The sequence below is a fragment of the Blautia hydrogenotrophica DSM 10507 genome, from assembly GCF_034356035.1.
Taxonomy (GTDB): Bacteria; Bacillota; Clostridia; order Lachnospirales; family Lachnospiraceae; genus Blautia_A; species Blautia_A hydrogenotrophica.
In genome coordinates, this window is record NZ_CP136423.1 from 3,199,694 (window position 1) to 3,221,966 (window position 22,273).

Below are 22,273 nucleotides of genomic sequence, written 5' to 3' on the forward strand. Positions count from 1 at the left end.
TGCGCATTCTTTTCTAGTTTATTTCTATTTTTTCCAGAACTCTCCTCTTATATTCCAGAAACTCTTCCGTAAGACTAAAGTCATTTCTTCTAGGCTTCGGCTCCCGAATGCAAATCTCATCCACGATACTGCCTGGGTTTTTGCCCAGAATATAGATACGGTCCGACAAGAGCACCGCCTCATCTACGTCATGAGTGATAAAGATTGTGGATAGATGAATCCGCTCCATAACGTCTAGATACCATCTGTGCATTGCATTCTTTGTCAGCGTATCCAGAGCTGAAAATGGCTCGTCTAAAAGAGCAATTTTATCGGAAAACAGATAAGTTCTCAAAAGAGCTGCTCTCTGTCTCATCCCTCCCGAGAGCTGAGACGGATATTTTTTCTGCGTCCCCTCCAAACCAAAAGCTTCAAAATACGGACTCACCTTTTGGCGGGCCTCCTTTTTCTTCATCCCTCCGATCAAGAGCGGCAAGGCAACATTGTCCTCTACAGTCCGATAAGGCAGCAGCAAATCCTTCTGCAGCATATAGCTGACTTTTCCCGGCTGGCCCGTAATCTCTTCTTCCTCTAAAAAGACCTGCCCCTCATCCGGCCTTAAAAGGCCAGATATAATATTAAACAGTGTCGTCTTTCCAGCTCCACTGACTCCTAAAAGCCCCACTAATTCTTTCTCATGTATTTCAATGGAAACATTGTCCAAGACTTTTTTCTCATCGAAGGTCTTTGATACGTTTACTACTCGTAACTTCGCCATTCTTACTCATCCTGTCCCGGCAGATAATCGTTAGAAAATCCTGCGTCACTGGGAATCTCCTCTTCTGTCAGACCTTTTTCATCCAGCCACGCATAAAATCCGTTCCAACGCTCTGGGTCAATGTATCCCCAGTATTTTGCATCTGCCACATAGTAATCTTTTAAATATTCCTGGCTGGCAAGAACTAGACTCTCATCCAATTCCGGCACTTCCCCGCAAAGGATAGATGCCGCCTCTTCCGGGTCCTGAATCGCGTCTTCATATCCCTTGCCCAGTGCTCTCAAAAATTTTTTCGCTGTCTCCGGTTCTTCTTTTAAAAACTCGTTGTTCGCAATCACTACTGGCGTATAATAGTCAAACACCGGATCGATATCTCGAAATGCAAAGTAGTCTGTAGCCAGCTTGGCCTCCTCAGTAGCAATACCACCCCACGCATAGAAAATCCAGATCGCATCTACAGATTTTGACTTCAAAGCCGACACCTCGTCGGTGACTGTATTGGGAATTAGCTCTACTTTACTGAAATCTCCACCATCTGCTTCTACAACCTCCTTCATCATGGCAGTCTCAATCGCACCGTTCCAGGTCGCATATTTCTTTCCCTCTAACCCTTTGGGGCGGTCCATCCCTTCCCCTTTTCTAGAGATGATTCCAGAAGTATTGTGCTGTACCAGTGCGGCCACAGCTGTCGTCGGCAAAGCATCGGCCCCTGCCACGCCTGGCGCCATGGTATCCTGGAATGACACGCCAAACTGTGCTTTTCCAGATGCAACCAAAGCATCTGCTCCATCCTCAGGCGGCTGTACAATCTCCACTTCCAGCCCCTCGTCGCTGAAATAGCCTTTTTCCTGCGCCACATACAATCCCGTGTGATTCGTATTCGGCGTCCAGTCCAAGACAAACGTAAGCTTTTCTTTTTCCTCCGACTTGGGCTCATTTTTATTTCCCTGGCAGGCTGTCAGGGAAGCCAACAAGCAGACAGACAGAGTCGCCGCAAGTATTTTTTTCTTCATATTTTTCTCCTTATCGCTTTGATTCCCATGCCATACAACGTTTTTGCAGCAAGTCTACCAGTTTCATCAAGATCAGACTGATAACAGAAATCAATAATATAACAGCAAACATTTTGTCAAACGCGAAGGATTTCTTTACCCTCGTCATATACACTCCAAGACCTTCAAAACCTCCCAGCCACTCAGAAATCACAGCTCCTACAACCGCATAAGACGCCGAGATTCTCAGACTGGCAAAAAACTGCCCCATAGCCCCAGGAAGTTTAATATATCGAAAAATCTGTATCTTTCCCGCTCCCATGGAACGGAGCAGATTAACGGCATCCTTGTCCGCCGACCGGAAGCCGTTCAGAAGCCCCACAGTGATTGGAAAAAATGTCACAATGACAATCAAAATCACCTTTGGCAGCATCTCGTATCCAAACCATAGTACCAAAAGAGGTGCGATAGCCACCGTGGGAATTGTCTGGGTCACAACCACCAATGGGTACAGTGCCTGATAAAGCTTTGCAAAGTGATCCATAGCCGCAGCCATCAAAAACCCCGCCACCACTCCACAGCCTAATCCCAGAAAGGCTTCTGCCAGTGTCACTTTGGCATTCTCCATCAGCAAAGGAAATTCGTTGATAAACGCCTGACACACTGCCACTGGAGACGGCAGCATATAGCTGGGCACAATTCCCAGCACGGATACTGCCTCCCACACCACTAGAATCACCGCCAGAGCTGTGATCGACCAAACTTTACTGGTGATGTTTTGTAACTTTTTTCTCAATAGAAAGCACGTCTCCTTCCGGCCTGTAGCTCACTTTTATATAAGCTGCCACGTGGGGAGCCCCTGCCCTCACTGCAATGTGCTGGCATTCCTTTACGATATCCATCAGCTCATCGTAGTCCCCTTCGATGGTCGTCTCAAACGGTCCCACATAATAGTTCAGTCCCGTACCTTTGATGTAGGCAATCACCTCATCCACAATACGAATCAGTTCCTCATCATTTGCCGCGTCCGGTAAGGACTGAATAGCTACACTTGCATTCATCTTTTGCTACCTCCTATGATTATTTTTAAAATTATTCAAATAGACTCTCACGCCTCAATGTGACAAGCTGTTCCCTATATATAGGAGAAAACTTTCACACATTAGCGTAGCAATGTCCTTTCTGTTGCAGGGAACAAAGTGGGCAAGCCCACTTCAACTCCCTCAATCCCTCAATCTTTGAGGGGCGCGTCCCACTTTGCGCGCCGCCGCAACACCGCTTCGCGGTGAAATTCCTCATTGCGGCGTGTGCATCCCTAGCAGAGCGTTTATGCAATAGGAAAGGACTTTCACACTTCAGCGTAACAAGGTCTTTTCTATTGCAGAACAAAGCGGGCAAGCCCACTTCAACTCCCTCAACCCCTCAATCTTTGAAGGGCGCGTCCCACTTTGCGCGCCGCCGCAACACCGCCTCGCGGTGAAATTCCTCATTGCGGCGTGTGCATCCTGCCCGGAGGGCTTTTTATTGTATAGGGAACGAAGTTTCCTATACAATAAAAAAACTTCTGCCAGAATCTCCGACAGAAGGTTTCATCTTCTATGACAGGAATGGGTTCCCAGCCATTTTTATATGAGCCTACGCCGGTATTATCCGGATCAGGTTGCGAGTCTAAGACGATCTCAGTCTTACTCTCAGCCGGATTTACTCCAGCTCCCCGTTTTCACTATTTCAGTCTACGCCGTTCTTTGCAAAATGTCAAGACTTTCCCGCTGCCTGACTTCCATAATAGTAACAATTCTGCCAGCGCCATTTGTAAAACCGCACTGCGTGCTTATCGTGGCTAACGCCACCGTTTTACTCATAGAAAGGCACTCAGCTCATACAGATGTCCGCGCGCAAAAACATACAAGCATGTTTTATGTTTCCCGAACACTGTACGGCTAAACTGTTGCAATAACTTTACAACTCTTGCATAAGCCCGTATAATGTAGACATTCCATATACCCTCGTCCACGGAGGGTATCACCTAACGAACAGATAAAGGAGAAGATTATGAGAAAATGTAAAATATGCGGTGCTAAAATTCCCGTGGGTGCCCCCTGCTGCCCTCAATGTGGCGCTGTGGACCTCCAAAAAGAACGCTTCGACGGCCATCACGTTTTTCAAGATTCCCTAGATCACATGAGTGGAAATCCTTACGAGGAAGACGGTTACGCTCCTGAAGATATCCGTCAGAATAAGGGAATGGCATTGCTCTCCTATCTAGGTATCCTGGTCTTTATTCCCATTCTCACCAGTAGACATTCCCCCTATGTCCGCTTCCATGCCAACCAAGGACTTCTCTTGTTTATCAGCAGCACTTTATTGCAGATTTTGACTCGTTTTCTGCACAAACTCGCAGATTTATCCTTTTTGTTCTTCGGCTTTGGACTTGCCTCAAAAGCACTGAATCTGCTGTCCTTGCTTTTTCTCCTGATGGCAATTTGGGGAGTAATTAACGTTTGCAGCGGTCAGGCCAAGAGACTTCCCCTCATAGGTAAAATACGTTTACTCTAAAAAAGAAACAATAAATGCTTTATTCTTATTATATTTTTCATCAGAAATTTGCAAATTAAATATTGACAATCTCAGTCAAGTATTGTATAGTAGGACTATAGTTAATAATAATTATTACTATTATTAATAAAGGAGAGGAAATGTATGCGAACCCTGAAATATAGTCGCCAACGTGAATCTATCAAAGAATTTCTTGATTCCCGTACAGATCATCCCACAGCAGTTACCGTATATCACAATATGCAAAAGGTATATCCTAATATAAGTTTGGGGACCGTATATCGTAACCTCTCTCTTTTGACTGAATTGGGAGAGATTAACCGTATCTCCACAGAGGAAGGCGGCGACCGTTTTGACGCAGTGACTACGCCTCACGATCATTTTTACTGTCGGCAGTGTCACAACCTCTTGGACATAAAAATTCACAGTTCCTCGCGTATTAGAGCAGACGTCTCTGAGGAATTTCCTGGGAAGATTGAAAGTTATACCACTCTGTTTCGCGGTATCTGCGAAGAATGTCTGTCAAAGAATCAGATAAAAAGTAAGAAGTGAACCGAGTTTTTCAGCGATTACGAATTTTTTGCTCCTAAAACTCTAAATTCTTTCTTAAAATAGTCAAAATTCTATTGACAAAATATGGTAAATATGTTAACTTAATAACAGTAATTATTACTGTTATTTAATCAATAATATATATTAAGAAAAGGAGAACAAAATTATGGCAAAATGGGTATGTAGTGTATGTGGTTACGTTCATGAAGGTGAGACAGCTCCAGAAGCCTGTCCGATCTGTAAAGCACCGGCTGATAAATTCACCAAACAGGAAGGTGAGATGACCTGGGCTGCTGAGCACGTAGTAGGTGTAGCACAAGGTGTTAGCGAGGATATCCTTGCAGATTTAAGAGCAAACTTCGAGGGAGAATGCTCCGAGGTAGGTATGTATCTGGCAATGGCTCGTGTAGCTCACAGAGAAGGTTATCCAGAGATTGGGTTGTACTGGGAGAAAGCTGCTTATGAGGAAGCTGAACACGCAGCTAAATTTGCTGAGCTGTTAGGCGAAGTAGTAACAGACAGCACAAAGAAAAATCTGGAAATGAGAGTTGCCGCTGAGAATGGCGCTACCGCTGGTAAATTTGATCTGGCAAAACGTGCAAAAGCAGCTAACTTAGACGCAATTCATGACACCGTACATGAGATGGCAAGAGACGAGGCTCGTCACGGAAAAGCATTCGCAGGGCTTCTGAAGAGATACTTTGGCTAAAAAATCAGAGATTTTCAAAGGGACAGGCTTGATGCCTGTTCCTTTTTTGTTTCATAAGAAACTGACGTTCTTATGAAACAAAAAATGCTCCGCGTAGATCGTACTGCGGTGGAAAGAAGACGGCACTTTGCACCTCGCCGCAGGCCAAGAATCCTGCAAGCAGGATTTTTTTCTATGTCGCAAGTTGTTCTTTCTACTTGATTAAGTTTCGACAACTTTCTACTTATTTCTTTTTATTGAAAGTACTTTCATACCCTCTGTGCAAGAATTCAAATCTGACGTTCCATTTTTGTTCAAATTGTGCAAAATCCCATTTGTCTTTAAAGTATTTTCTTTTGCTCTATAGAGCCTTGAAATTAATTTCATGAAAGAATATACTGCAAATAGTTAAAGAACGCATAAAGAAAGGAGACACTCCATGGAAGAGAAAATTGCACAGTTAAAAGGACATTTGATCGTATCCTGCCAGGCACTTCCTCACGAACCACTCCACTCCTCTTTCATCATGGGAAGAATGGCACTGGCCGCTAAAGAGGGCGGAGCCTTTGGAATTCGTGCCAACACAAAAGAAGACATCTCAGAGATACAAAAGAACGTAGACCTTCCAGTCATTGGAATCGTAAAAAGAGACTACGAAGATAGTAAAGTCTATATCACTCCTACCATGAAGGAAGTCGATGAACTGATGGAAGTAAAACCCGCAATTATCGCTCTAGATGCAACCAGTGATCTGCGTCCTAACGGCCAGACTCTGGATGACTTTTATCATCAGATTCGAGAAAAATATCCGAATCAGTTGCTGATGGCAGACTGCTCCACCATCAAAGAAGCTCTGCACGCGGACGAGCTGGGATTCGATTTTATAGGAACCACTCTGGTGGGCTATACAGAACAGAGTAAAGGTGACAAAATCGAGGCCAATGATTTCGAGATCATCCGCGAGATTTTATCAAAAGTCACTCACCGCGTGATCGCAGAAGGAAACATCAATACCCCTGAGAAAGCCAAAAGAGTGATTGAACTTGGATGCTACAGCGTGGTGGTAGGTTCCATCATAACTCGTCCACAGTTAATCACCAAAGCCTTCACAGAAGCACTTCGCACATTATAATTTTGACTTATAAATACCAAATACTATTTATTTCTTCACTGAGGCCAAGAAAGCCGGAAAGGAGTTCACTATGAACAAATTAGAAAAGTACCAAGGCGTAATTCCTGCATTCTATGCATGTTATGATGAAAATGGAGAAGTAAGCCCAGAACGTGTGCGTGCTTTGACCCAGTACTTCATCGACAAAGGCGTCAAAGGCGTATATGCCTGTGGTTCCTCTGGAGAGTGTATCTACCAGAGCGTGGAGGACCGTAAAATAACCATCGAAAATATTATGGCTGTAGCAAAAGGGAAACTCACCGTGATCTGCCACGTCGCCTGCAACAACACCAAAGACAGTATGGAGCTGGCAAGACACGCTGAGAGCTGTGGAGTGGACGCAATCGCTTCTATCCCACCAATTTACTTCCGCCTTCCCGAGTACTCGATCGCTGCTTATTGGAATTCCATCAGTTCCGCCGCACCAAACACAGATTTTGTCATCTATAATATTCCTCAGCTGGCTGGCACCGCTCTGACCATGAGTCTTCTGGCTGAGATGAAGAAAAATCCTCGTGTCATCGCAGTGAAAAATTCTTCTATGCCCGTACAGGATATCCAGATGTTCCAGGCAGCCGGCGGAGACGATTTTATGGTATTTAATGGTCCAGACGAGCAGTTCATCAGCGGCCGCGTAATGGGAGCTGCCGGCGGAATCGGCGGAACCTACGGCGCTATGCCTGAGCTGTTTTTGAAAGCAGACGAGCTGGTTCGTGCCAACAAGATGGAAGAAGCTCGTGTACTTCAGTATGACATCAACGAGATTATCTACAAACTTTGCTCCGGCCATGGAAACATGTACGCTATGATTAAAGAAGTTTTGCGTATCAATGAAGGTCTGGACATCGGAAGCGTCCGTGAACCTCTGACTGGTCTGTGTGAGGCAGATCTAGCTATCGCCAAAGAGGCTGCTCAGATGGTAAAAAATGCGGTCGCAAAATACTGTGCATAAGCACAACTATGAGGGAGGTCTACAATGCAAGGTTTTACAGTCATTGACTTAATTATCTTAATCGTATATCTGGCAGCTGTTCTGTTTGCCGGCCTTCATTTTGCCAAAAGAGAGATGAAGGGAAAAGAATATTTTAAGAGCGACGGAACTGTGCCGTGGTGGGTGACATCTGTCTCTATCTTTGCAACTCTGTTGAGCCCGATTTCTTTCCTGTCCCTGGCAGGAAATTCCTATGCAGGATCCTGGCTGCTATGGTTTGCTCAGCTGGGCATGCTGCTGGCTATTCCGGTAACCATCAAATTTTTCCTTCCAGTGTACAGTAAGCTGGATATTGACACCGCTTACCATTATCTGGAGCTGCGTTTCCACAGCAAAGGACTGCGTGTTCTGGGCGCAATCATGTTTATCATTTATCAGATCGGACGTATGTCCATCATCATGTACCTGCCTTGTATGGTACTTTCTAGTCTGATGAACATCAATGTAAACATTTTGATTATCATCATGGGAATCATAGCGATCATCTATTCCTACACTGGCGGATTGAAATCCGTGCTTTGGACTGATTTCATCCAAGGTTCCGTCCTATTGATCGGTGTAACCTTCGGCCTAATCTTCCTCATCTCTCAGATAGACGGCGGATTAGGAGCTATTTTCCATGAATTTACCGCAGGCGAGAAATTCCTGTCCTCTAACGAGCCGTTGTTTGATGCCAATATCCTGAAAAACAGTGTATTCCTGCTGATCGTCGGTGCAGGCTTTAACACCATGGGATCTTATGTGTCCAGTCAGGATATCGTACAGCGTTTTACCACAACAACCGATACCAAAAAGTTGAATAAGATGATGCTGGCAAACGGAGGTCTGTCCATCTTCATCGCAACTGTCTTCTATCTAATTGGTACTGGTCTGTATGTGTTCTATCAGGTACAAGGAAATCAGCTTCCCCCAGCTGCTCAACAGGACCAGATCTTCGCATCCTGGATTGCCTTTGAGCTTCCCGTAGGAGTAACCGGACTTCTCTTAGCCGCAATCTACGCAGCCGCACAGTCCACTCTCTCCACAGGTCTGAACTCCGTAGCTTCAAGCTGGACTCTGGATATCCAGGAACGTCTCTCTAAGAAGCAGTTGAGCTTCGAACAGCAGACAAAAATTGGACAGTATGTATCTCTGATCGTGGGTATCTTCTCCATCGTCGTAGCCATGGTATTGGCAAACGGCGGAGTAAAATCTGCCTATGAATGGTTCAACGGCTTTATGGGACTCGTGCTCGGTATTCTGATCGGAACCTTTATCCTGGGTGCATTCACCAAGGTGGCAAACACTTTTGGAGCAACCATCGCGTTCATAGCTGCTTCCTGCGTGATGATTTATATTAAATATTTCATACCTGCTGATGCCGTGTCTATCTGGTCCTACTCTATCATTTCCATCGCAGTATCTTTGGTAGTAGGTATTCCGGCCAGCTTGATTTACCGCAAAGTGAAAGGTGATAAATCTGTACCGGCACCGCACACAACAATTTACAAGAACTAAGGTCCGTAGGATTGCAGTCCTAATTATACTGGCATCCGGTTCTGGTCTTCGGCCGGACTGGATGTCTTTTCCCATTCATCTCAAAAATAAAATTCTATTCAGCATGGAGGTAATGTTATGATCTTCGGAAATCTCAGAGATTTAAAAGATTTTTCTTTCTTAGAAAAGGGAATCTTAGAATGTTTTGAATATGCTAAAACTCACGATTTAATCAACTACGAAAAAGGAAGCCACCCCATAGACAAAGACCGCCTCTTCGTAAATATCGTCGAATACGAAACTACTGCGGCTGAGAATCGTTTCTGGGAAGCACACCGCCAATACTTAGACCTGCATTTGATGCTTAGAGGACCAGAACAGATCGACGTCAACTTTATCGACAACATGACTCAAAAAGAGTTTGTGGAAAAAGACGACTTTCTCCCCCTGGAAGGTGAGCCTAACAGTCACGTCATCCTGGAAAAAGATGATTTTCTGATCTGCTATCCCAAAGACGGCCACCGTACCGCTGTCGCCGTAGATCAGCCAGTTACCATCAAAAAAGCTATATTTAAGATTTTGATACCAGCATAAGGAGCTGTCACATGAAGCAATATATCTGCATCGATATCGGCGGAACCTCCATCAAATATGGAGTTATTCAAGAAGATCTCACCTTCCTTTATACAGGTGAGATACCCACTGAGGCACAGGAACACGGCGGACCCGGAATTGTGAAAAAAATCTGTAAAATCACAGAAGACTTTTTAAAAGACTTCTCTCCCTCGGGAGTCTGTGTCTCCACTGCTGGAATGGTGGACTGCCAGACCGGAACCATCACCTATGCCTCTCCTTTGATTCCTGAGTATACTGGAACCAGGTTAAAGGAAATTATAGAGAACCGCTTTTCCCTTCCTTGTGAAGTAGAAAACGATGTGAACTGTGCTGGCCTAGCTGAGAGTCACGCAGGCGCTGCAAAAGGGTGCGGCGTCTGCCTTTGCCTGACCATCGGCACAGGAATCGGTGGTTCTATCATCATAGACGGAAAAGTTTTTCATGGTTTCTCCGGCAGCGGAGCTGAAGTCGGATACATGTACCTGCCAGGCGGTCAGTTCCAGGACTTGGGGGCTAGTAGCATTCTAGTCAAAAAGGTCGCTGCGGCCAAACAGGTAGACCCCGCCTCCATCAATGGAAAAATCATCTTTGAGCAGGCAAAAGCCCAAGACCCTGATTGTCTGAGAGCCATCGATGAAATGGTAGACGTACTCGGTATGGGAATTGCCAATATCTGCTATGTGCTGAATCCTGAAATCGTCGTTTTAGGCGGTGGTATCATGGCCCAGAAGGATTTTCTGGAAGTAAAAATTCGCACAGCGATGGACCGCTACTTAATCCCTTCGGTATCAGAAAAGACACGGCTTGCCTTCGCCCAAAACCAGAATCAGGCAGGTATGCTAGGTGCCTATTTTCACTTTCAATCTCTCCACTAAAGAAAAGCTCCAGCTAAAAAAGAGGTATCTCTATGGAACACTATGAAAAGTCAATTATCCCACTCATTGAATCTGTCTACGCGAACTTGACCCCGTTAGAAAAGACCATCGCAGACTTTTTTATTCATAATCGGGAAGAGATGGATTTCTCTTCCCGCAATATCTCCCAGCTTCTCTACGTGTCAGAAGCCTCCCTCTCCCGCTTTTCCAAAAAATGCGGTTTCAAGGGATACCGGGAATTTCTGTTTCATTACAGACAGACTTTTTCCTCTTCCGACGAACCGGCTGCTGACGACCAGACAAAGCTTGTTCTGAACACTTACCAAGAGCTGCTAAACAAGACTTATTCTCTGGTCGACATCCCCCAAATGGAGCGGATTTTAAAGATTTTAACTACCAAAAAAAGAATCTATGTCTACGGCCGTGGAAGCTCCGGCCTGGCCGCTGATGAAATGAGATTCCGTTTTATGCGTATCGGTCTGAACATCGTTTCCATCACAGATCATGAAATGATGCGTATGAACACTGTAGTGATCTCTAATGACTGCGCAGTTATTGGAATCAGTGTCAGCGGGCAGACAGAAGCCGTCATCAACTCCTTAAGAGAATCTAAAAAACAGGGAGCAGCTACCATCCTAATGACCTCCTGTAAAGAACGGGAATTCCAAAAATTCTGTGACGAAGTACTCCTGTTCGCAGTCAAAGAGCATTTAGAAAACGGAAAGGCAATCTCCCCTCAGTTTCCGATCTTAGTCATGTTGGATTTGCTGTACTCCCGTTTCCTGCAATCGGATAAATTCCGGCGTGAGGCACTCCATGAGTACACCCTAAATGTTATCACTCCCGTACCTAAGGACAAAAACGGATTGAGATAATTCAATATAACACTGACAGCCGCTCGCCAGGCTTATCCGTACAAAGAACCCCCTTTTTACAGACTTTCCCAAGTCCATAGAAAGGGGGTTCTTTTATCCTCCAAAAATTAAACTATTATTCAGAAGCCTCCGAATTCTCAGCGTTCTCGGACGCTCCATCCCCAGCGCCCGTGCTCTCAGCCTCTTCTGCCTTAAAGGTAAATTTATGATTTCCCTTCACCTTTAATTTTTTGATTGCTTTTTTGTCTTCGGAAATATCTGCCTTATCTCTCCACTCCTCCACCGTATCATCATAAAGCTCCTGTTTTCTCTCGGAAATAATGGAGTCTTTCTGATTCTCCGTTGCCTCTTGGTCAAAAGCACTGTCAAGGCGCACCACATAATAACTATCCCCATCTTGAATCAAAGAGGACACCACCTCGCCATCCTGAAGTCCTTTCACGGCTTCCTTTACGGCATCTGGCAGATTTCCAGTACTAGTGTCGGTTTCATCCTCCTCTTCCTCAGCCTCATTGGTAGAAAAACTCTCCGACAGCGCACTCAAATCCTCATCCACTGACTTGGCAATCGCATCCATATCTGCATCCTCAGTGGCAAGCACCTGGTCTAAAATTTCTTGTGCCTTCGTCTTTGCATCCTTCTCCTCCTGACCGGAATCTTCTTTTTCCTCGTCGGTGGTAGCCTCTGTGTCCGGCGGATCCACCTTCGTATATGTGACCGTTGTCTGAGCAGCCTCTTCATCTGTCACATTCATATCAGCATCCGCCTTGATCGGCTCCTGCATTTTCTGATAATAGGTAGTCAGCTCTAGGAACCTTTCTACATCCTTCTGGGAGACCACCAATTCACTTTTCACTTCCTCACTGTTGTCTTCCATGAACTGCTTCGCAGCCCTCTGAATCTTCTCCTGCTCCTCTTTCGTCACCGTGACTTCATATTCATCCGCATGAATTTTCAGCAGGCACATCTCTTCTAACTGCTCTAGAGCATCATCTCTTAGAGAATCCCCGTAAGTGGTTCCTTTTTTCTCGTCCTCCACCTGGTCCCACATGGAACTAGGATCACTCCCCAACATACTCATATACATCTGCGCAGTCTGAGCCTGTTGATAACGGGTCATAAAACTCAAAACACCCATTGAAATTTCTTCTTTATCCACAGTGGCCACGGTCTTACCGCCGTCTAGCTGTCCACACCCAGCAAGTCCGGACAATGCGATGGCCCCTGTTAGAGCCGCCACAATGATTCGTTCGCGATTTCTCTTCATGTCATCCTCCTGTACATTTATCTTATAAAAGTATAAACTTTTTTCATCGACAAAGCAAGGGCACTGCCCTAAAAGGTTGCAATTCAGACCTCCAATATCCCACGCCAAACTGCTGTTCGCAGCAGTTTGTGTGCATCGCGAAGCGTATTACTGCTCACGAATTACAAGTGAGTGAATGGAGACACACTCAGCCTTTCTGCCTCTCCTGGGCAGCGAAATCTTTTGCAAGCTGCTCCAGACGTTCTACAAGATTCTGCACTCCGAGTATTCCTTCTCCATTCAGATCAAACAAAAAATATGGTTTTTCTTCCGCCCGAAACTGTAACCTTCGGCCATATTCCTTCAAAAGAATCGGAATCCCCGCGGCATCAATCTTAGCTTCCTCATGCAGAGTTAATTTCACCTGTGCTCCCCGCTGTTTGATCTCCCTTAGATATGCCCTGTGGGCCGCCGCCTTTAAGGTGGCAATTGCCAAAAGATTCATCACTGCTTTCGGCGGTTCTCCGAACCTGTCCAGAAGCTCTTCCAACATATCTTCATATTCCTCTTGATTCTCAATTCCTGCAATTCGTTTATAGATATCCAGTTTTTGAAATTCATTGGCAATATAGGAATTGGGAATGAATGCATCCATACTCAAGTCGATAGTAGTCTCAAAGTCCTCCATGACGGTGATTCCCTTTGCCTCCTTGACCGCCTCATTCAACATTTTACAGTACAGATCATACCCCACCGCCTGCATATGTCCGTGCTGCTGAGCTCCCAGCAAATTTCCTGCCCCTCTCAGCTCCAAATCCCTCATGGCAATCTTGAACCCGCTACCCAAATCCGTAAACTCCCGGATAGCCGACAGGCGTTTTTCCGCAGTCTCCTTCAAAATGGAGTTCTTTCGATACATCAAAAACGCATAGGCAGTCCGGTTAGATCTTCCAATTCTTCCCCGCAGCTGATAGAGCTGGGACAGCCCGTACCGGTCAGAATCATGGATAATCATTGTATTCACGTTGGAGATGTCCAATCCCGTCTCTATAATTGTCGTGGACACCAGAACATCCAGCTCCCCATTGATGAACTCATACATGACTTTTTCCAATTCCCGCTCACTCATCTGTCCGTGTGCAAACCCCACCTGGACATCTGGCAAAAGCTGGGATAGGCGTGACGCCACCTCGGCAATGTCATTGACTCGATTATAGACATAGTAGACCTGGCCTCCCCTTTTTAGCTCTCTTTGAACGGCCTCTCTGACGGTCTCTTCATCGTATTCCATCACATAAGTCTGAATCGGCATTCGGTCCATAGGTGGTTCTTCTAGCACACTCATATCTCGGATTCCAATCAGACTCATGTGCAAAGTTCGTGGAATCGGTGTGGCCGTCAAAGTCAACACATCCACATTGTTCTTCAGCTTTTTAATCTTTTCCTTGTGAGTCACCCCGAAGCGCTGTTCCTCATCAATAATCAATAGCCCAAGATCTTTATACTCCACATCCTTAGAAAGGACCCGATGAGTCCCGATGACCACATCCACCCAGCCTTTCTTTAATCCTTCCAGCGTCTTCCTCTGCTCCGCCGGTGTCCGGAACCGACACAAAAGTTCCACCCTTACCGGAAACTCTTTCATGCGCTGCACAAAGGTATTGTAATGCTGCTGGGCAAGAATTGTTGTCGGAACCAGATAGACCACCTGCTTTCCCTCCTGAATCGCTTTGAATGCGGCCCTAAGGGCGATCTCTGTCTTTCCATATCCCACATCGCCGCAGATCAGACGGTCCATGATCTTCGTGCTCTCCATATCTCTCTTGGTGTCCTCAATGGCCTGAATCTGATCTTCCGTCTCCTCGTAGGGAAACATTTCTTCGAATTCCTTCTGCCAGACTGTATCCGTACCGTAGACAAAGCCTTCCTTCTCTTGACGTGTCGCATACAGCTTCACTAAGTCGCGGGCAATATCCTTTACTGCCCCCTTAACTCTGGTCTTGGTACGGTTCCACTCCTGGGTTCCCAGTTTATTCAGACGAGGCGTCTTCGCCTCCTGCCCAGCATATTTTTGCAGTGCGTCCAACTGTGTTGCCAAGATATAGAGGTTGCTTCCGTCTCGGTATTCAATTTTGATATAGTCCTTGACGACCTTATCCACTTCCACCTTCTCTATTCCTCGGTAGATTCCCAGGCCATGGTTCTCGTGCACCACATAGTCTCCCACGGTCAGTTCCGCGAAATCCTGTATCTTCTGCCCGGAATACTGCTTTTTCTTCTTCCGTTTTTTCTGTTCCTTTCCAAAGATATCGGATTCCGTAATCAGTACAAATTTTATCAACGGATACTCAAACCCCCGGTGAGCGTGACCATAGACGACCATAATCTCCCCGGGCTGAATGGGCCGGCTGTAATCCTCACTGTAAAAACTGCTCAGCCCCTCGTTCATCAAGTCCTGGGCCAGACGCTTTGCTCTGGTTCTGGAACCGGACAGCAGTGCTACACGGTATCCGCTTTTTTTCCACTGTCTTAAGTCCTTGACAAGCAACTCAAAGCTGTTGTTATAAGAACTCACAGACTTCACGGTAAGCTCAAACCGCTCCTGAACCTTCCAAAACTTCTTTGCTGGTTCCATCATGCACAGAGCCGCCCCATGGTATCGGTTCAATTTTCCACACAGCTTTGAGATCTCAAACAAGAGATTGTCCGCCAAAGGCCGGTTACCCTTCTCCAAGCGGTTTTTCTGGCTCTGACGAAATTCATCCTCCACCTCCTGCCCTTTCTCAAGCATTCGATTGGGTTCATCCAGGATAAGCAGCGTCTTCTCCACTGGAAAATAATCGGCAAAAGAGACCATTCCTTTCTCCCCCAGACGTTCCGCCGCCGGATAAATCGTAATCGTCTCTAGATTTTCAATAGATCTCTGGCTGTACGCGTCAAAACTCCTGATGGAATCCACCTCGTCCCCCCACATCTCAATCCTCCAAGGATTTTCCTCTGTCAGGGAATAGATATCCAAAATTCCGCCTCTCACCGCGAACTGGCCAGAGCGCTCCACCTGGGGAACCCTCTCATAGCCCAGCCATACCAACTTTTTGCTCAGTTCCTCTAAATCTATCGTGCTCTCACTATTTAGACAGACCAGATTCTCTTTGATCTGTCCTAGAGGCATGAGATAGTCCATGCATCCGTCGACGCTGGTCACCACCGTCACGCTCTCCTCCTCCAAAAGTGCCCGAACCACCTGCATCCTTTGTTTAATCAGCAGATTGCCATGAATATCAGCCTGGAAAAACAGCAAGTCCTTCGCAGGATAGTAAAACACCTTCTTGTCGTAGAATCGATAATCTTCGTATAGTTCCTTCGCCCTCTGCTCATCCTGAGCCAGAATCAGCCGACACGGAAAAAGCCCAGAAAGCCCACAAATTAAATGAGCCTTCTGGGATTCCACACACCCGGCAATCTGCACTAGCCCGGGATTTCTCCCGATTCTGCTTCTGATTTCTTCATATTCGGCTAATCCTCTTAATGGTTGAACAAACGCTTCCATCGGTACTACTCCTCTTCTATCACCTGTTTTCGGTTATACTCGTTCATAGCTGCGTCTACACCATCTGTCAGAATCTTTTTCACGGCCGCCGCCGCCCGTGAAACAGCCATATCTATCAACTCTCGTTCCTCTTTGGAAAACCGGCTCAGCACATGGTCAGCCAAATCCCAACCTCTCGGTTTTGCGCCCACACCAATTTTAATCCTGATAAAGTTCTGCGTTCCCAGTTTTGCGATGATGTCCTTTATTCCATTATGTCCGCCGGCGCTCCCTTTTTTGCGAATACGGATTTGTCCAGGTTCCAGATCAATATCGTCATAGATCACGATTAGCTGGCTCTCAGGGTCAATCTTAAAATAGTCTGCAATTCCCCGAACCGACTCTCCGCTTAAATTCATATATGTGAGCGGCTTCAGCAATATGACTTTTTCTCCGGCGATCATTCCTTTTCCATACATTCCCTTGCACCGGACACCAGACTGAGGAACCTGGTATTCTTCCACCAACACGTCCACCGTGTCAAATCCTATGTTGTGACGAGTGTGCTCATACTGTCTTCCCGGATTTCCCAAACCTGCTATCAAATACATGTTCCCATTCTCCTGTCTCAGTTAAAATAAACCATCTCGTCAGGCAGAGCTTCACAGGGGCGGACCTCCTGAGCATAGAGCACCGGTCCGTACCCATCGTATACCTTCACATTCTCCACTGCAATCTTCGCCGTCACTTCCACCCATTCACCGACAGCCAGCTTTGGTGCATAGGAACTCTTGCACAGGAAACCAATGAACGTAGTATCATCGGCACAACAGGTCATCGCCATGCGTCCAGGCACAAAGAATTTATTTCCCATTCCTTTAGGCTTCATGACTCTTCCTCTAAAATGCACAGTCTTCCCTTCATAGTTCTCAGGATTGTCCATCGCATCCACAAACCAAATTCCATAGTCTTCTGGTAGAATCTCCACCACCGGAGCGTTCAGATCAAAGGGTAGCTCGTCCTCGAAAATATCTAGCTCCCCTTCCTCATCCTCGAAGATAATCTCTGCTCTCTGGTTCGCGACTTTGATTCCCCGACGGTAAGAGGCCAGTGGGTCGTCCTCCTTACAACGATTGAACACCACCATGTCTGTCGTCCTAACCATGTCCATAAAAATGGACTTCATATTGTTCATATAGACCTGAAAAGTGCTGGCATCCACCGTAGTAATCTGCTGGGCGACTCCCCAGCCCTCTGGCAGCTTCATCTCCATAAATTTGCTCACCAGCCACATACCATTGTATTCAATGATGACTCTCTCCGGCTGATACATCACATCCATAGCCACCAGACGTTCTGTCGTCAGCTCAGATTCGTCCTCTAAAATCTCTACCATTGTGTTGCTCATCTTCAACAGCTCTGAGTCATACTCCTCTTCGCCCTCCTCGCAGAGAATCAGAAGGGTGCGCCCCTCTATATAAAAGTAATCTTGGCCAATCGTAAAATTCAGAAAAGACGTCTTACCACTCTCCAAGAAACCTGTCATCAGGTAAATCGGTACTCTGATTTCGTCCATCTCTTCCCTCCTATAATCCAAACAACTCGCTCAACTGATCTTCTTTCAGCTTAGAACCGATCACACACAGACGACCGGTATATTCCGGAGCCCCTTCTCTTAACTGAGTCTCCTCCGGCACCATGTCGAAGTAAATCCAGGTTCCATCCTCTCCCGGCAGCATTCCCTTCGCTCTCAGTATGATTCCATACTTCTCATCCTTTGAGAGCTGGTCTAGAATCTTTTGCAGCTGTTCTTTCGTGTATTTTTTCACGGTCTCACGGCCCCAACTTGTAAACACCTCATCGGCATGATGATGGTGGTGATCGTGTCCGCAGTGCTCGTGGTCGTGGTGATGTTCATGCTCATGACAGTGTTCATGGTCGTGATGATGCTCATGATCGTGGCAGTGTTCATGGTCGTGATGATGCTCATGATCGTGGTGATGCTCATGATCGTGGCAATGCTCATGGTCGTGGCAATGCTCATGGTCGTGGTGATGCTCATGATCGTGGTGATGCTCATGGTCGTGGTGATGCTCATGGTCATGGTGATGTCCGCATACCGGGCACACTTCCTCCGCCAGCAACTCTTCCTGGAGAGAAATTGGATGCTCCATGACATCTAAGATCTTCGCACCATCCAGCTTCTCAATCGGTGTGGTCACAATCGCCGCTGCCTTGTTGATCTCTCTTAGCATCTCTCTGCACTGTTCTGCCTTCTGCTCGTCGATCAGATCTGTTCGGCTCAGGATAATCGCCCCTGCATATGCTACCTGATTGTTGAAGAATTCTCCGAAATTTCTCATATACATCTTACACTTTTTCGCATCCACCACAGTCGTATAGGAGTTCAAAACCAACTCTGCCTCTTTTTGCACTCCCTGGACAGCCTTGATTACATCTGACAATTTTCCTACTCCCGACGGCTCAATCAGAATACGGTCCGGGTGGTACTGGCCAATCACTTCTTTCAGAGAAGCTCCGAAATCACCCACCAGAGAACAGCAGATACAACCAGAATTCATCTCACGAATCTGAATTCCAGCCTCCTTCAGAAAACCACCGTCGATTCCAATCTCACCAAACTCATTTTCAATCAGAACCACTTGTTCCCCCTGAAAAGCCTCCTTCAGAAGTTTTTTAATCAAGGTCGTCTTCCCTGCTCCGAGAAAACCTGAAATAATGTCTATCTTTGTCATAATGATACTTCCTTTCTCCGCTTCTTTCCCTTCAGTCCCTTATCCAGGGGGCTGACAATCTCATTAAATAAGGATAACCAGCGATTCGCAATCCCTGGTCCAAACTAATTGGTATTATAGCACATTCAACAGGTTCACGTAAACAGTAAAGTGCCACAGACTTCTAAACTATAGAAATCTGCGGCACAGTTCAGGCCTCCATTATCCCGCGAAGTGTTTTTGTACATTTTGTACAAAAATCCCGAGACATACTCGCGCCAGACTGCTGTTTACAGCAGTTTGTGTGCATCGCAAAGCTTGTTACTGTTCACGAACCGCAAGTAAGTGAACAGTAACAAATCTGCGGCACCTTGACCGATCTATATGATAACGAATTATGGGACTTTACAGCAAAATTTATTTCAGTTCTTCTAGCTCTTCCTGTGAATAAAGAGGATATCTAGAGATAAATTCTTCCGCCTGAGCTTTCACATCAGCAATCACGGCTTCATCGTCCGGCGCATTTACCACGCGATCCATCATTTCCACAATCTCAGTGACGCCTTCTTCTTTGACTCCGCGCTGCGTCACAGAAGTCAAGCCAATTCGAATACCACTGGTGACATTCGGCTTCGCAGTATCAAAAGGAACTACCTGCTTATTCACAGAGATACCCGCTTTTTCCAGAGAATCCTGCATCTGACGTCCCGTCACACCTTTGCTACGCAGGTCTACCACCAGCAAATGATTATCTGTGCCGCCGCTCACGATCGTATACCCTCGTTTGATCAGCTCCTGCGCCATATGCTGAGCATTTTTTACTACCTGCGCCATGGTATCATGGAATTCCTGAGACGCAGCATAGTGGAAACTCCAACATTTTGCCGCCATGGTCTGAAGATGCATAGACCCTAGGGCTCCCGGGAAACTTCCCTTGTCCAAAGCTTTCGCATATTTTTCTTTACAGAATACCATACCGCTCCTAGCCGAACAGAAGGTCTTCGTCGTAGACGAAGTAACAAAATCCATATAAGGAATCGGACTCGGAATTACCTTCGCAGCTACGAGTCCTGCCACATGTGCCATATCACACATGGAATATGCACCGACAGATTCCGCGATCTTCGCCACACGCTCATAGTCAATCAAACGTGGATAGGAACTTGCACCGCAGATAATCAGCTTAGGCTTCACTTCGTTCGCCAATCTCTCCATCTCCTCATAATCAATGCGGCCAGTCTCAGGGTCGCAGCCGTAGAAAGTATGCTGATACATGGAACTAGTCCAATTCGCCGGTGAACCGTGAGTCAGATGTCCTCCCTGGTCCAGACGCATAGCTAAAACCTTGTCTCCCGGTTTTAAGATTGTGGCAAACACGGAATAGTTTGCCGTGGAGCCAGAGTAAGACTGTATATTTACGTGTTCTGCCCCAAAAAGCTCCTTCGCACGTTTTATAGCCAGGTTCTCCATCTCATCCGCAACCTGCCCGCCGGCCTGAAAACGCGCCCCTGGATATCCCTCCAATGTCTTATTCGTAAACACGCTCCCTGAGAGTTCCATAACCGGTACCGGCACCGTGCTCTCAGAAGCAATCATCTCGATACATTTTTCCTGCCGCACAAGTTCTCTGTCCACAATTTTCGCAAGTTCCGGGTCTGTAAGTCTGGTCTGTCTTAACATTTGATACATCCTTTCCTGGCATAACCGCCATATAACATTTTATGTAATTTCTATTTTTTCTTTCTCCAGGTCTCGCTCACTTCAGCAGGGTCAAATCCCAAAGCCTCTGGATCAAATTCCGGCTCTTCTACGCCATTCTTTCTCTGCCTGTCATAGTCTTTGAAAATACGAACACCCTGATTTCCGAGGATAAGAAGTGCAATCACGTTCTCCCAGGCCATCACTCCGTGCCCGATATCTCCCATCGTCCACACCATGTCTGCCGACAAGACGCAGCCTAAGAAAATAATCACGAGAAAGACAATTTTCATCACCCAGTGGATGGTCTTATTGTTTGGAAACAAATAAAGGAGGCTGCTCTCTCCATACAGATAGTAGGCAAGCAAGGCTACCGAAGCAAAGCAAAGAATTGCAATAGCCACAAACGGAGCTCCCAGTCCAGGCACTACCGTGTCGATGGCGGAAGATACAAAATCATTTCCATATGCCACACCTGGAAGTCCCTCATAGAGTAATCCATCCGCTCCGTCGCTGACATTATAACAGCCAGTCATCAACATCATGATCGCTGATGTGGTACATACAAAAAATGTACCGATGAAGACACTCACTGCATTGCTCAGACCCTGCTTCACCGGATGGTTCACCTCTCCGACTGCCGCAGTCACCGCTGAGGAACCGACACCGACTTCATTGGCAAAGACACCTCTTTTGATGCCCCAGGAGATCGCAGAGCCCGCAATTCCAGCAAATACCTGATCTGTCCCGAAAGCCGACTTGAAAATCAAGGCGATGACACCTGGAAGCTCCTTGATGTTCATCACAATAATCACCAGTGCCATCAAAATGTAGAGCATCGCCATAATCGGAGAGACTCTCTGAGCCACATTTCCAATTCGTTTCAGTCCACCAAGGATTACAAAGGCCAAAAATCCTGTAAACACAATGCCCACGGCAACCACCGGGAGGTGAAACGCCGTCGCGATTCCCTGTGTAATATTATAGGACTGTGTTGTCGGTGCAAGCAGGACAAAGCAAAGAATTGTAAGGCTTGCGAATACGATAGCCATCACACGGCCAAGGGGCTTGCATTTCATGCCATGTTCCATATAGTAGGCCGGACCGCCCCGGTATTCTCCGTTAATCGTCTGGCGATAAGTCTGAGACAGAATCGCCTCGATCAACGCCACCGCAGAGCCGATCAAAGCCAGAATCCAGAACCAAAAGACTGCCCCAGGACCACCGAAAAAGATGGCGGTCGCCATACCGGAGATATTCCCGACACCGACTGTTCTGGCCGCAGTAAAAATGAAAGCCCTCAGCGGAGATAATCCTTTTGAGGAATCAGCTCCCTGTCCCATGTTTCGAATCATTTCCTTCAGATAGCGAAACTGTGGGAAAAGCATACGTATCGAGAAGTAGAGACCTGCTCCTAATACGAGAATAACCAAGGGCATACTCCACAAAGTGTCGTTGATTTTAGTAAGGATATCACTCAAATTTTCTTCCCCCTGTTCTTTTATACTTTTGTTGTT

20 protein-coding genes are annotated in these 22,273 nt (G+C 46.3%); 9 read left to right on the forward strand and 11 right to left on the reverse strand.

What is annotated here, in order from left to right:
• Positions 1–13 precede the first annotated feature (13 nt).
• Genes BLHYD_RS15385 through BLHYD_RS15400 form a run of 4 tightly spaced genes read right to left on the reverse strand, consistent with a single transcriptional unit; the run spans position 14 to position 2,810 of the window.
• Positions 14–757 (reverse strand): ABC transporter ATP-binding protein, encoded by a 744-nt coding sequence (locus tag BLHYD_RS15385; protein ID WP_005952413.1) that lies wholly within the window; start codon positions 755–757, stop codon positions 14–16.
• Positions 758–759: 2 nt separating this feature from the next.
• A complete protein-coding gene (locus BLHYD_RS15390; RefSeq protein ID WP_005952414.1) occupies positions 760–1,770 on the reverse strand; it encodes an ABC transporter substrate-binding protein in 1,011 nt (336 codons plus the stop codon).
• 10 nt (positions 1,771–1,780) lie between these two features.
• The gene (locus tag BLHYD_RS15395) at positions 1,781–2,545 is read right to left on the reverse strand and encodes an ABC transporter permease (RefSeq protein WP_005952415.1); all 765 of its coding nucleotides are present in this window, start codon (positions 2,543–2,545) and stop codon (positions 1,781–1,783) included.
• Positions 2,514–2,810 carry a thiamine-binding protein gene (locus tag BLHYD_RS15400; RefSeq protein WP_005952416.1) on the reverse strand — a complete coding sequence of 99 codons (297 nt, stop codon included), beginning with the start codon at positions 2,808–2,810 and terminating at the stop codon, positions 2,514–2,516. Before BLHYD_RS15400 ends, BLHYD_RS15395 begins: the two co-directional genes overlap by 32 nt.
• Positions 2,811–3,801: 991 nt before the next feature.
• Here BLHYD_RS15400 and BLHYD_RS15405 point away from each other — a divergent pair.
• The 9 genes from BLHYD_RS15405 to BLHYD_RS15445 all read left to right on the forward strand — a co-directional run bounded on the left by BLHYD_RS15405 (position 3,802) and on the right by BLHYD_RS15445 (position 11,548).
• The gene (locus BLHYD_RS15405; RefSeq protein ID WP_005952472.1) at positions 3,802–4,305 is read left to right on the forward strand and encodes a magnetosome magnetite crystal formation protein family; all 504 of its coding nucleotides are present in this window, start codon (positions 3,802–3,804) and stop codon (positions 4,303–4,305) included.
• Positions 4,306–4,449: 144 nt separating this feature from the next.
• Entirely contained in the window at positions 4,450–4,857 is a 408-nt protein-coding gene (locus BLHYD_RS15410) for a Fur family transcriptional regulator (RefSeq protein WP_005952473.1), read from the forward strand.
• Between the two features lie 166 nt (positions 4,858–5,023).
• Positions 5,024–5,566: an NADH peroxidase gene (locus tag BLHYD_RS15415; protein WP_005952475.1), complete on the forward strand. Its 543-nt coding sequence runs from the start codon at positions 5,024–5,026 to the stop codon at positions 5,564–5,566.
• A 418-nt stretch (positions 5,567–5,984) separates the two neighbouring features.
• Positions 5,985–6,677 (forward strand): N-acetylmannosamine-6-phosphate 2-epimerase, encoded by a 693-nt coding sequence (locus tag BLHYD_RS15420; RefSeq protein ID WP_005952477.1) that lies wholly within the window; start codon positions 5,985–5,987, stop codon positions 6,675–6,677.
• A 70-nt stretch (positions 6,678–6,747) separates the two neighbouring features.
• Positions 6,748–7,668 carry a dihydrodipicolinate synthase family protein gene (locus tag BLHYD_RS15425; RefSeq protein WP_005952478.1) on the forward strand — a complete coding sequence of 307 codons (921 nt, stop codon included), beginning with the start codon at positions 6,748–6,750 and terminating at the stop codon, positions 7,666–7,668.
• Positions 7,669–7,692: 24 nt separating this feature from the next.
• Positions 7,693–9,204, forward strand: a complete 1,512-nt coding sequence (locus tag BLHYD_RS15430) for a sodium:solute symporter family protein (protein ID WP_005952480.1) — start codon at positions 7,693–7,695, stop codon at positions 9,202–9,204.
• 117 nt (positions 9,205–9,321) lie between these two features.
• Positions 9,322–9,777, forward strand: a complete 456-nt coding sequence (locus BLHYD_RS15435; protein ID WP_005952481.1) for a NanQ anomerase/TabA/YiaL family protein — start codon at positions 9,322–9,324, stop codon at positions 9,775–9,777.
• Between the two features lie 11 nt (positions 9,778–9,788).
• Positions 9,789–10,673: an ROK family protein gene (locus tag BLHYD_RS15440; protein WP_021845317.1), complete on the forward strand. Its 885-nt coding sequence runs from the start codon at positions 9,789–9,791 to the stop codon at positions 10,671–10,673.
• A gap of 32 nt (positions 10,674–10,705) precedes the next feature.
• Complete coding sequence (locus tag BLHYD_RS15445) at positions 10,706–11,548, forward strand: MurR/RpiR family transcriptional regulator (protein ID WP_005952487.1); 843 nt, start codon at positions 10,706–10,708, stop codon at positions 11,546–11,548.
• A gap of 115 nt (positions 11,549–11,663) precedes the next feature.
• Here the strand turns inward: BLHYD_RS15445 and BLHYD_RS15450 are convergent, their stop codons facing one another.
• The 7 genes from BLHYD_RS15450 to BLHYD_RS15480 form a co-directional block, all read right to left on the reverse strand.
• Positions 11,664–12,815 (reverse strand): peptidylprolyl isomerase, encoded by a 1,152-nt coding sequence (locus BLHYD_RS15450; RefSeq protein WP_021845319.1) that lies wholly within the window; start codon positions 12,813–12,815, stop codon positions 11,664–11,666.
• 187 nt (positions 12,816–13,002) lie between these two features.
• Positions 13,003–16,344 carry a transcription-repair coupling factor gene (gene mfd / locus BLHYD_RS15455; protein WP_260784541.1) on the reverse strand — a complete coding sequence of 1,114 codons (3,342 nt, stop codon included), beginning with the start codon at positions 16,342–16,344 and terminating at the stop codon, positions 13,003–13,005.
• Between the two features lie 5 nt (positions 16,345–16,349).
• On the reverse strand, positions 16,350–16,934 hold the full coding sequence (pth, locus tag BLHYD_RS15460; RefSeq protein ID WP_005952494.1) for an aminoacyl-tRNA hydrolase: 585 nt from the start codon (positions 16,932–16,934) through the stop codon (positions 16,350–16,352).
• A gap of 17 nt (positions 16,935–16,951) precedes the next feature.
• On the reverse strand, positions 16,952–17,899 hold the full coding sequence (locus tag BLHYD_RS15465) for a TIGR03943 family putative permease subunit (RefSeq protein ID WP_040350913.1): 948 nt from the start codon (positions 17,897–17,899) through the stop codon (positions 16,952–16,954).
• Between the two features lie 10 nt (positions 17,900–17,909).
• Entirely contained in the window at positions 17,910–19,079 is a 1,170-nt protein-coding gene (locus BLHYD_RS15470; protein WP_005952498.1) for a GTP-binding protein, read from the reverse strand.
• Positions 19,080–19,475: 396 nt separating this feature from the next.
• Positions 19,476–20,738 carry a serine hydroxymethyltransferase gene (locus BLHYD_RS15475; RefSeq protein ID WP_040350914.1) on the reverse strand — a complete coding sequence of 421 codons (1,263 nt, stop codon included), beginning with the start codon at positions 20,736–20,738 and terminating at the stop codon, positions 19,476–19,478.
• Positions 20,739–20,788: 50 nt separating this feature from the next.
• Entirely contained in the window at positions 20,789–22,237 is a 1,449-nt protein-coding gene (locus BLHYD_RS15480) for an alanine/glycine:cation symporter family protein (RefSeq protein WP_021845326.1), read from the reverse strand.
• Between the last annotated feature and the right edge of the window lie 36 nt (positions 22,238–22,273).

Bases quoted from the DNA above. Each gene is read 5' to 3' on its own strand.
- BLHYD_RS15385 (WP_005952413.1), bottom strand. From the start codon at position 757: ATGGCGAAGTTACGAGTAGTAAACGTATCAAAGACCTTCGATGAGAAA.
- BLHYD_RS15390 (WP_005952414.1), bottom strand. From the start codon at position 1,770: ATGAAGAAAAAAATACTTGCGGCGACTCTGTCTGTCTGCTTGTTGGCT.
- BLHYD_RS15400 (WP_005952416.1), bottom strand. From the start codon at position 2,810: ATGAATGCAAGTGTAGCTATTCAGTCCTTACCGGACGCGGCAAATGAT.
- BLHYD_RS15405 (WP_005952472.1), top strand. From the start codon at position 3,802: ATGAGAAAATGTAAAATATGCGGTGCTAAAATTCCCGTGGGTGCCCCC.
- BLHYD_RS15410 (WP_005952473.1), top strand. From the start codon at position 4,450: ATGCGAACCCTGAAATATAGTCGCCAACGTGAATCTATCAAAGAATTT.
- BLHYD_RS15415 (WP_005952475.1), top strand. From the start codon at position 5,024: ATGGCAAAATGGGTATGTAGTGTATGTGGTTACGTTCATGAAGGTGAG.
- BLHYD_RS15420 (WP_005952477.1), top strand. From the start codon at position 5,985: ATGGAAGAGAAAATTGCACAGTTAAAAGGACATTTGATCGTATCCTGC.
- BLHYD_RS15425 (WP_005952478.1), top strand. From the start codon at position 6,748: ATGAACAAATTAGAAAAGTACCAAGGCGTAATTCCTGCATTCTATGCA.
- BLHYD_RS15430 (WP_005952480.1), top strand. From the start codon at position 7,693: ATGCAAGGTTTTACAGTCATTGACTTAATTATCTTAATCGTATATCTG.
- BLHYD_RS15435 (WP_005952481.1), top strand. From the start codon at position 9,322: ATGATCTTCGGAAATCTCAGAGATTTAAAAGATTTTTCTTTCTTAGAA.
- BLHYD_RS15440 (WP_021845317.1), top strand. From the start codon at position 9,789: ATGAAGCAATATATCTGCATCGATATCGGCGGAACCTCCATCAAATAT.
- BLHYD_RS15445 (WP_005952487.1), top strand. From the start codon at position 10,706: ATGGAACACTATGAAAAGTCAATTATCCCACTCATTGAATCTGTCTAC.
- BLHYD_RS15450 (WP_021845319.1), bottom strand. From the start codon at position 12,815: ATGAAGAGAAATCGCGAACGAATCATTGTGGCGGCTCTAACAGGGGCC.
- mfd (WP_260784541.1), bottom strand. From the start codon at position 16,344: ATGGAAGCGTTTGTTCAACCATTAAGAGGATTAGCCGAATATGAAGAA.
- pth (WP_005952494.1), bottom strand. From the start codon at position 16,934: ATGTATTTGATAGCAGGTTTGGGAAATCCGGGAAGACAGTATGAGCAC.
- BLHYD_RS15465 (WP_040350913.1), bottom strand. From the start codon at position 17,899: ATGGACGAAATCAGAGTACCGATTTACCTGATGACAGGTTTCTTGGAG.
- BLHYD_RS15470 (WP_005952498.1), bottom strand. From the start codon at position 19,079: ATGACAAAGATAGACATTATTTCAGGTTTTCTCGGAGCAGGGAAGACG.
- BLHYD_RS15475 (WP_040350914.1), bottom strand. From the start codon at position 20,738: ATGTTAAGACAGACCAGACTTACAGACCCGGAACTTGCGAAAATTGTG.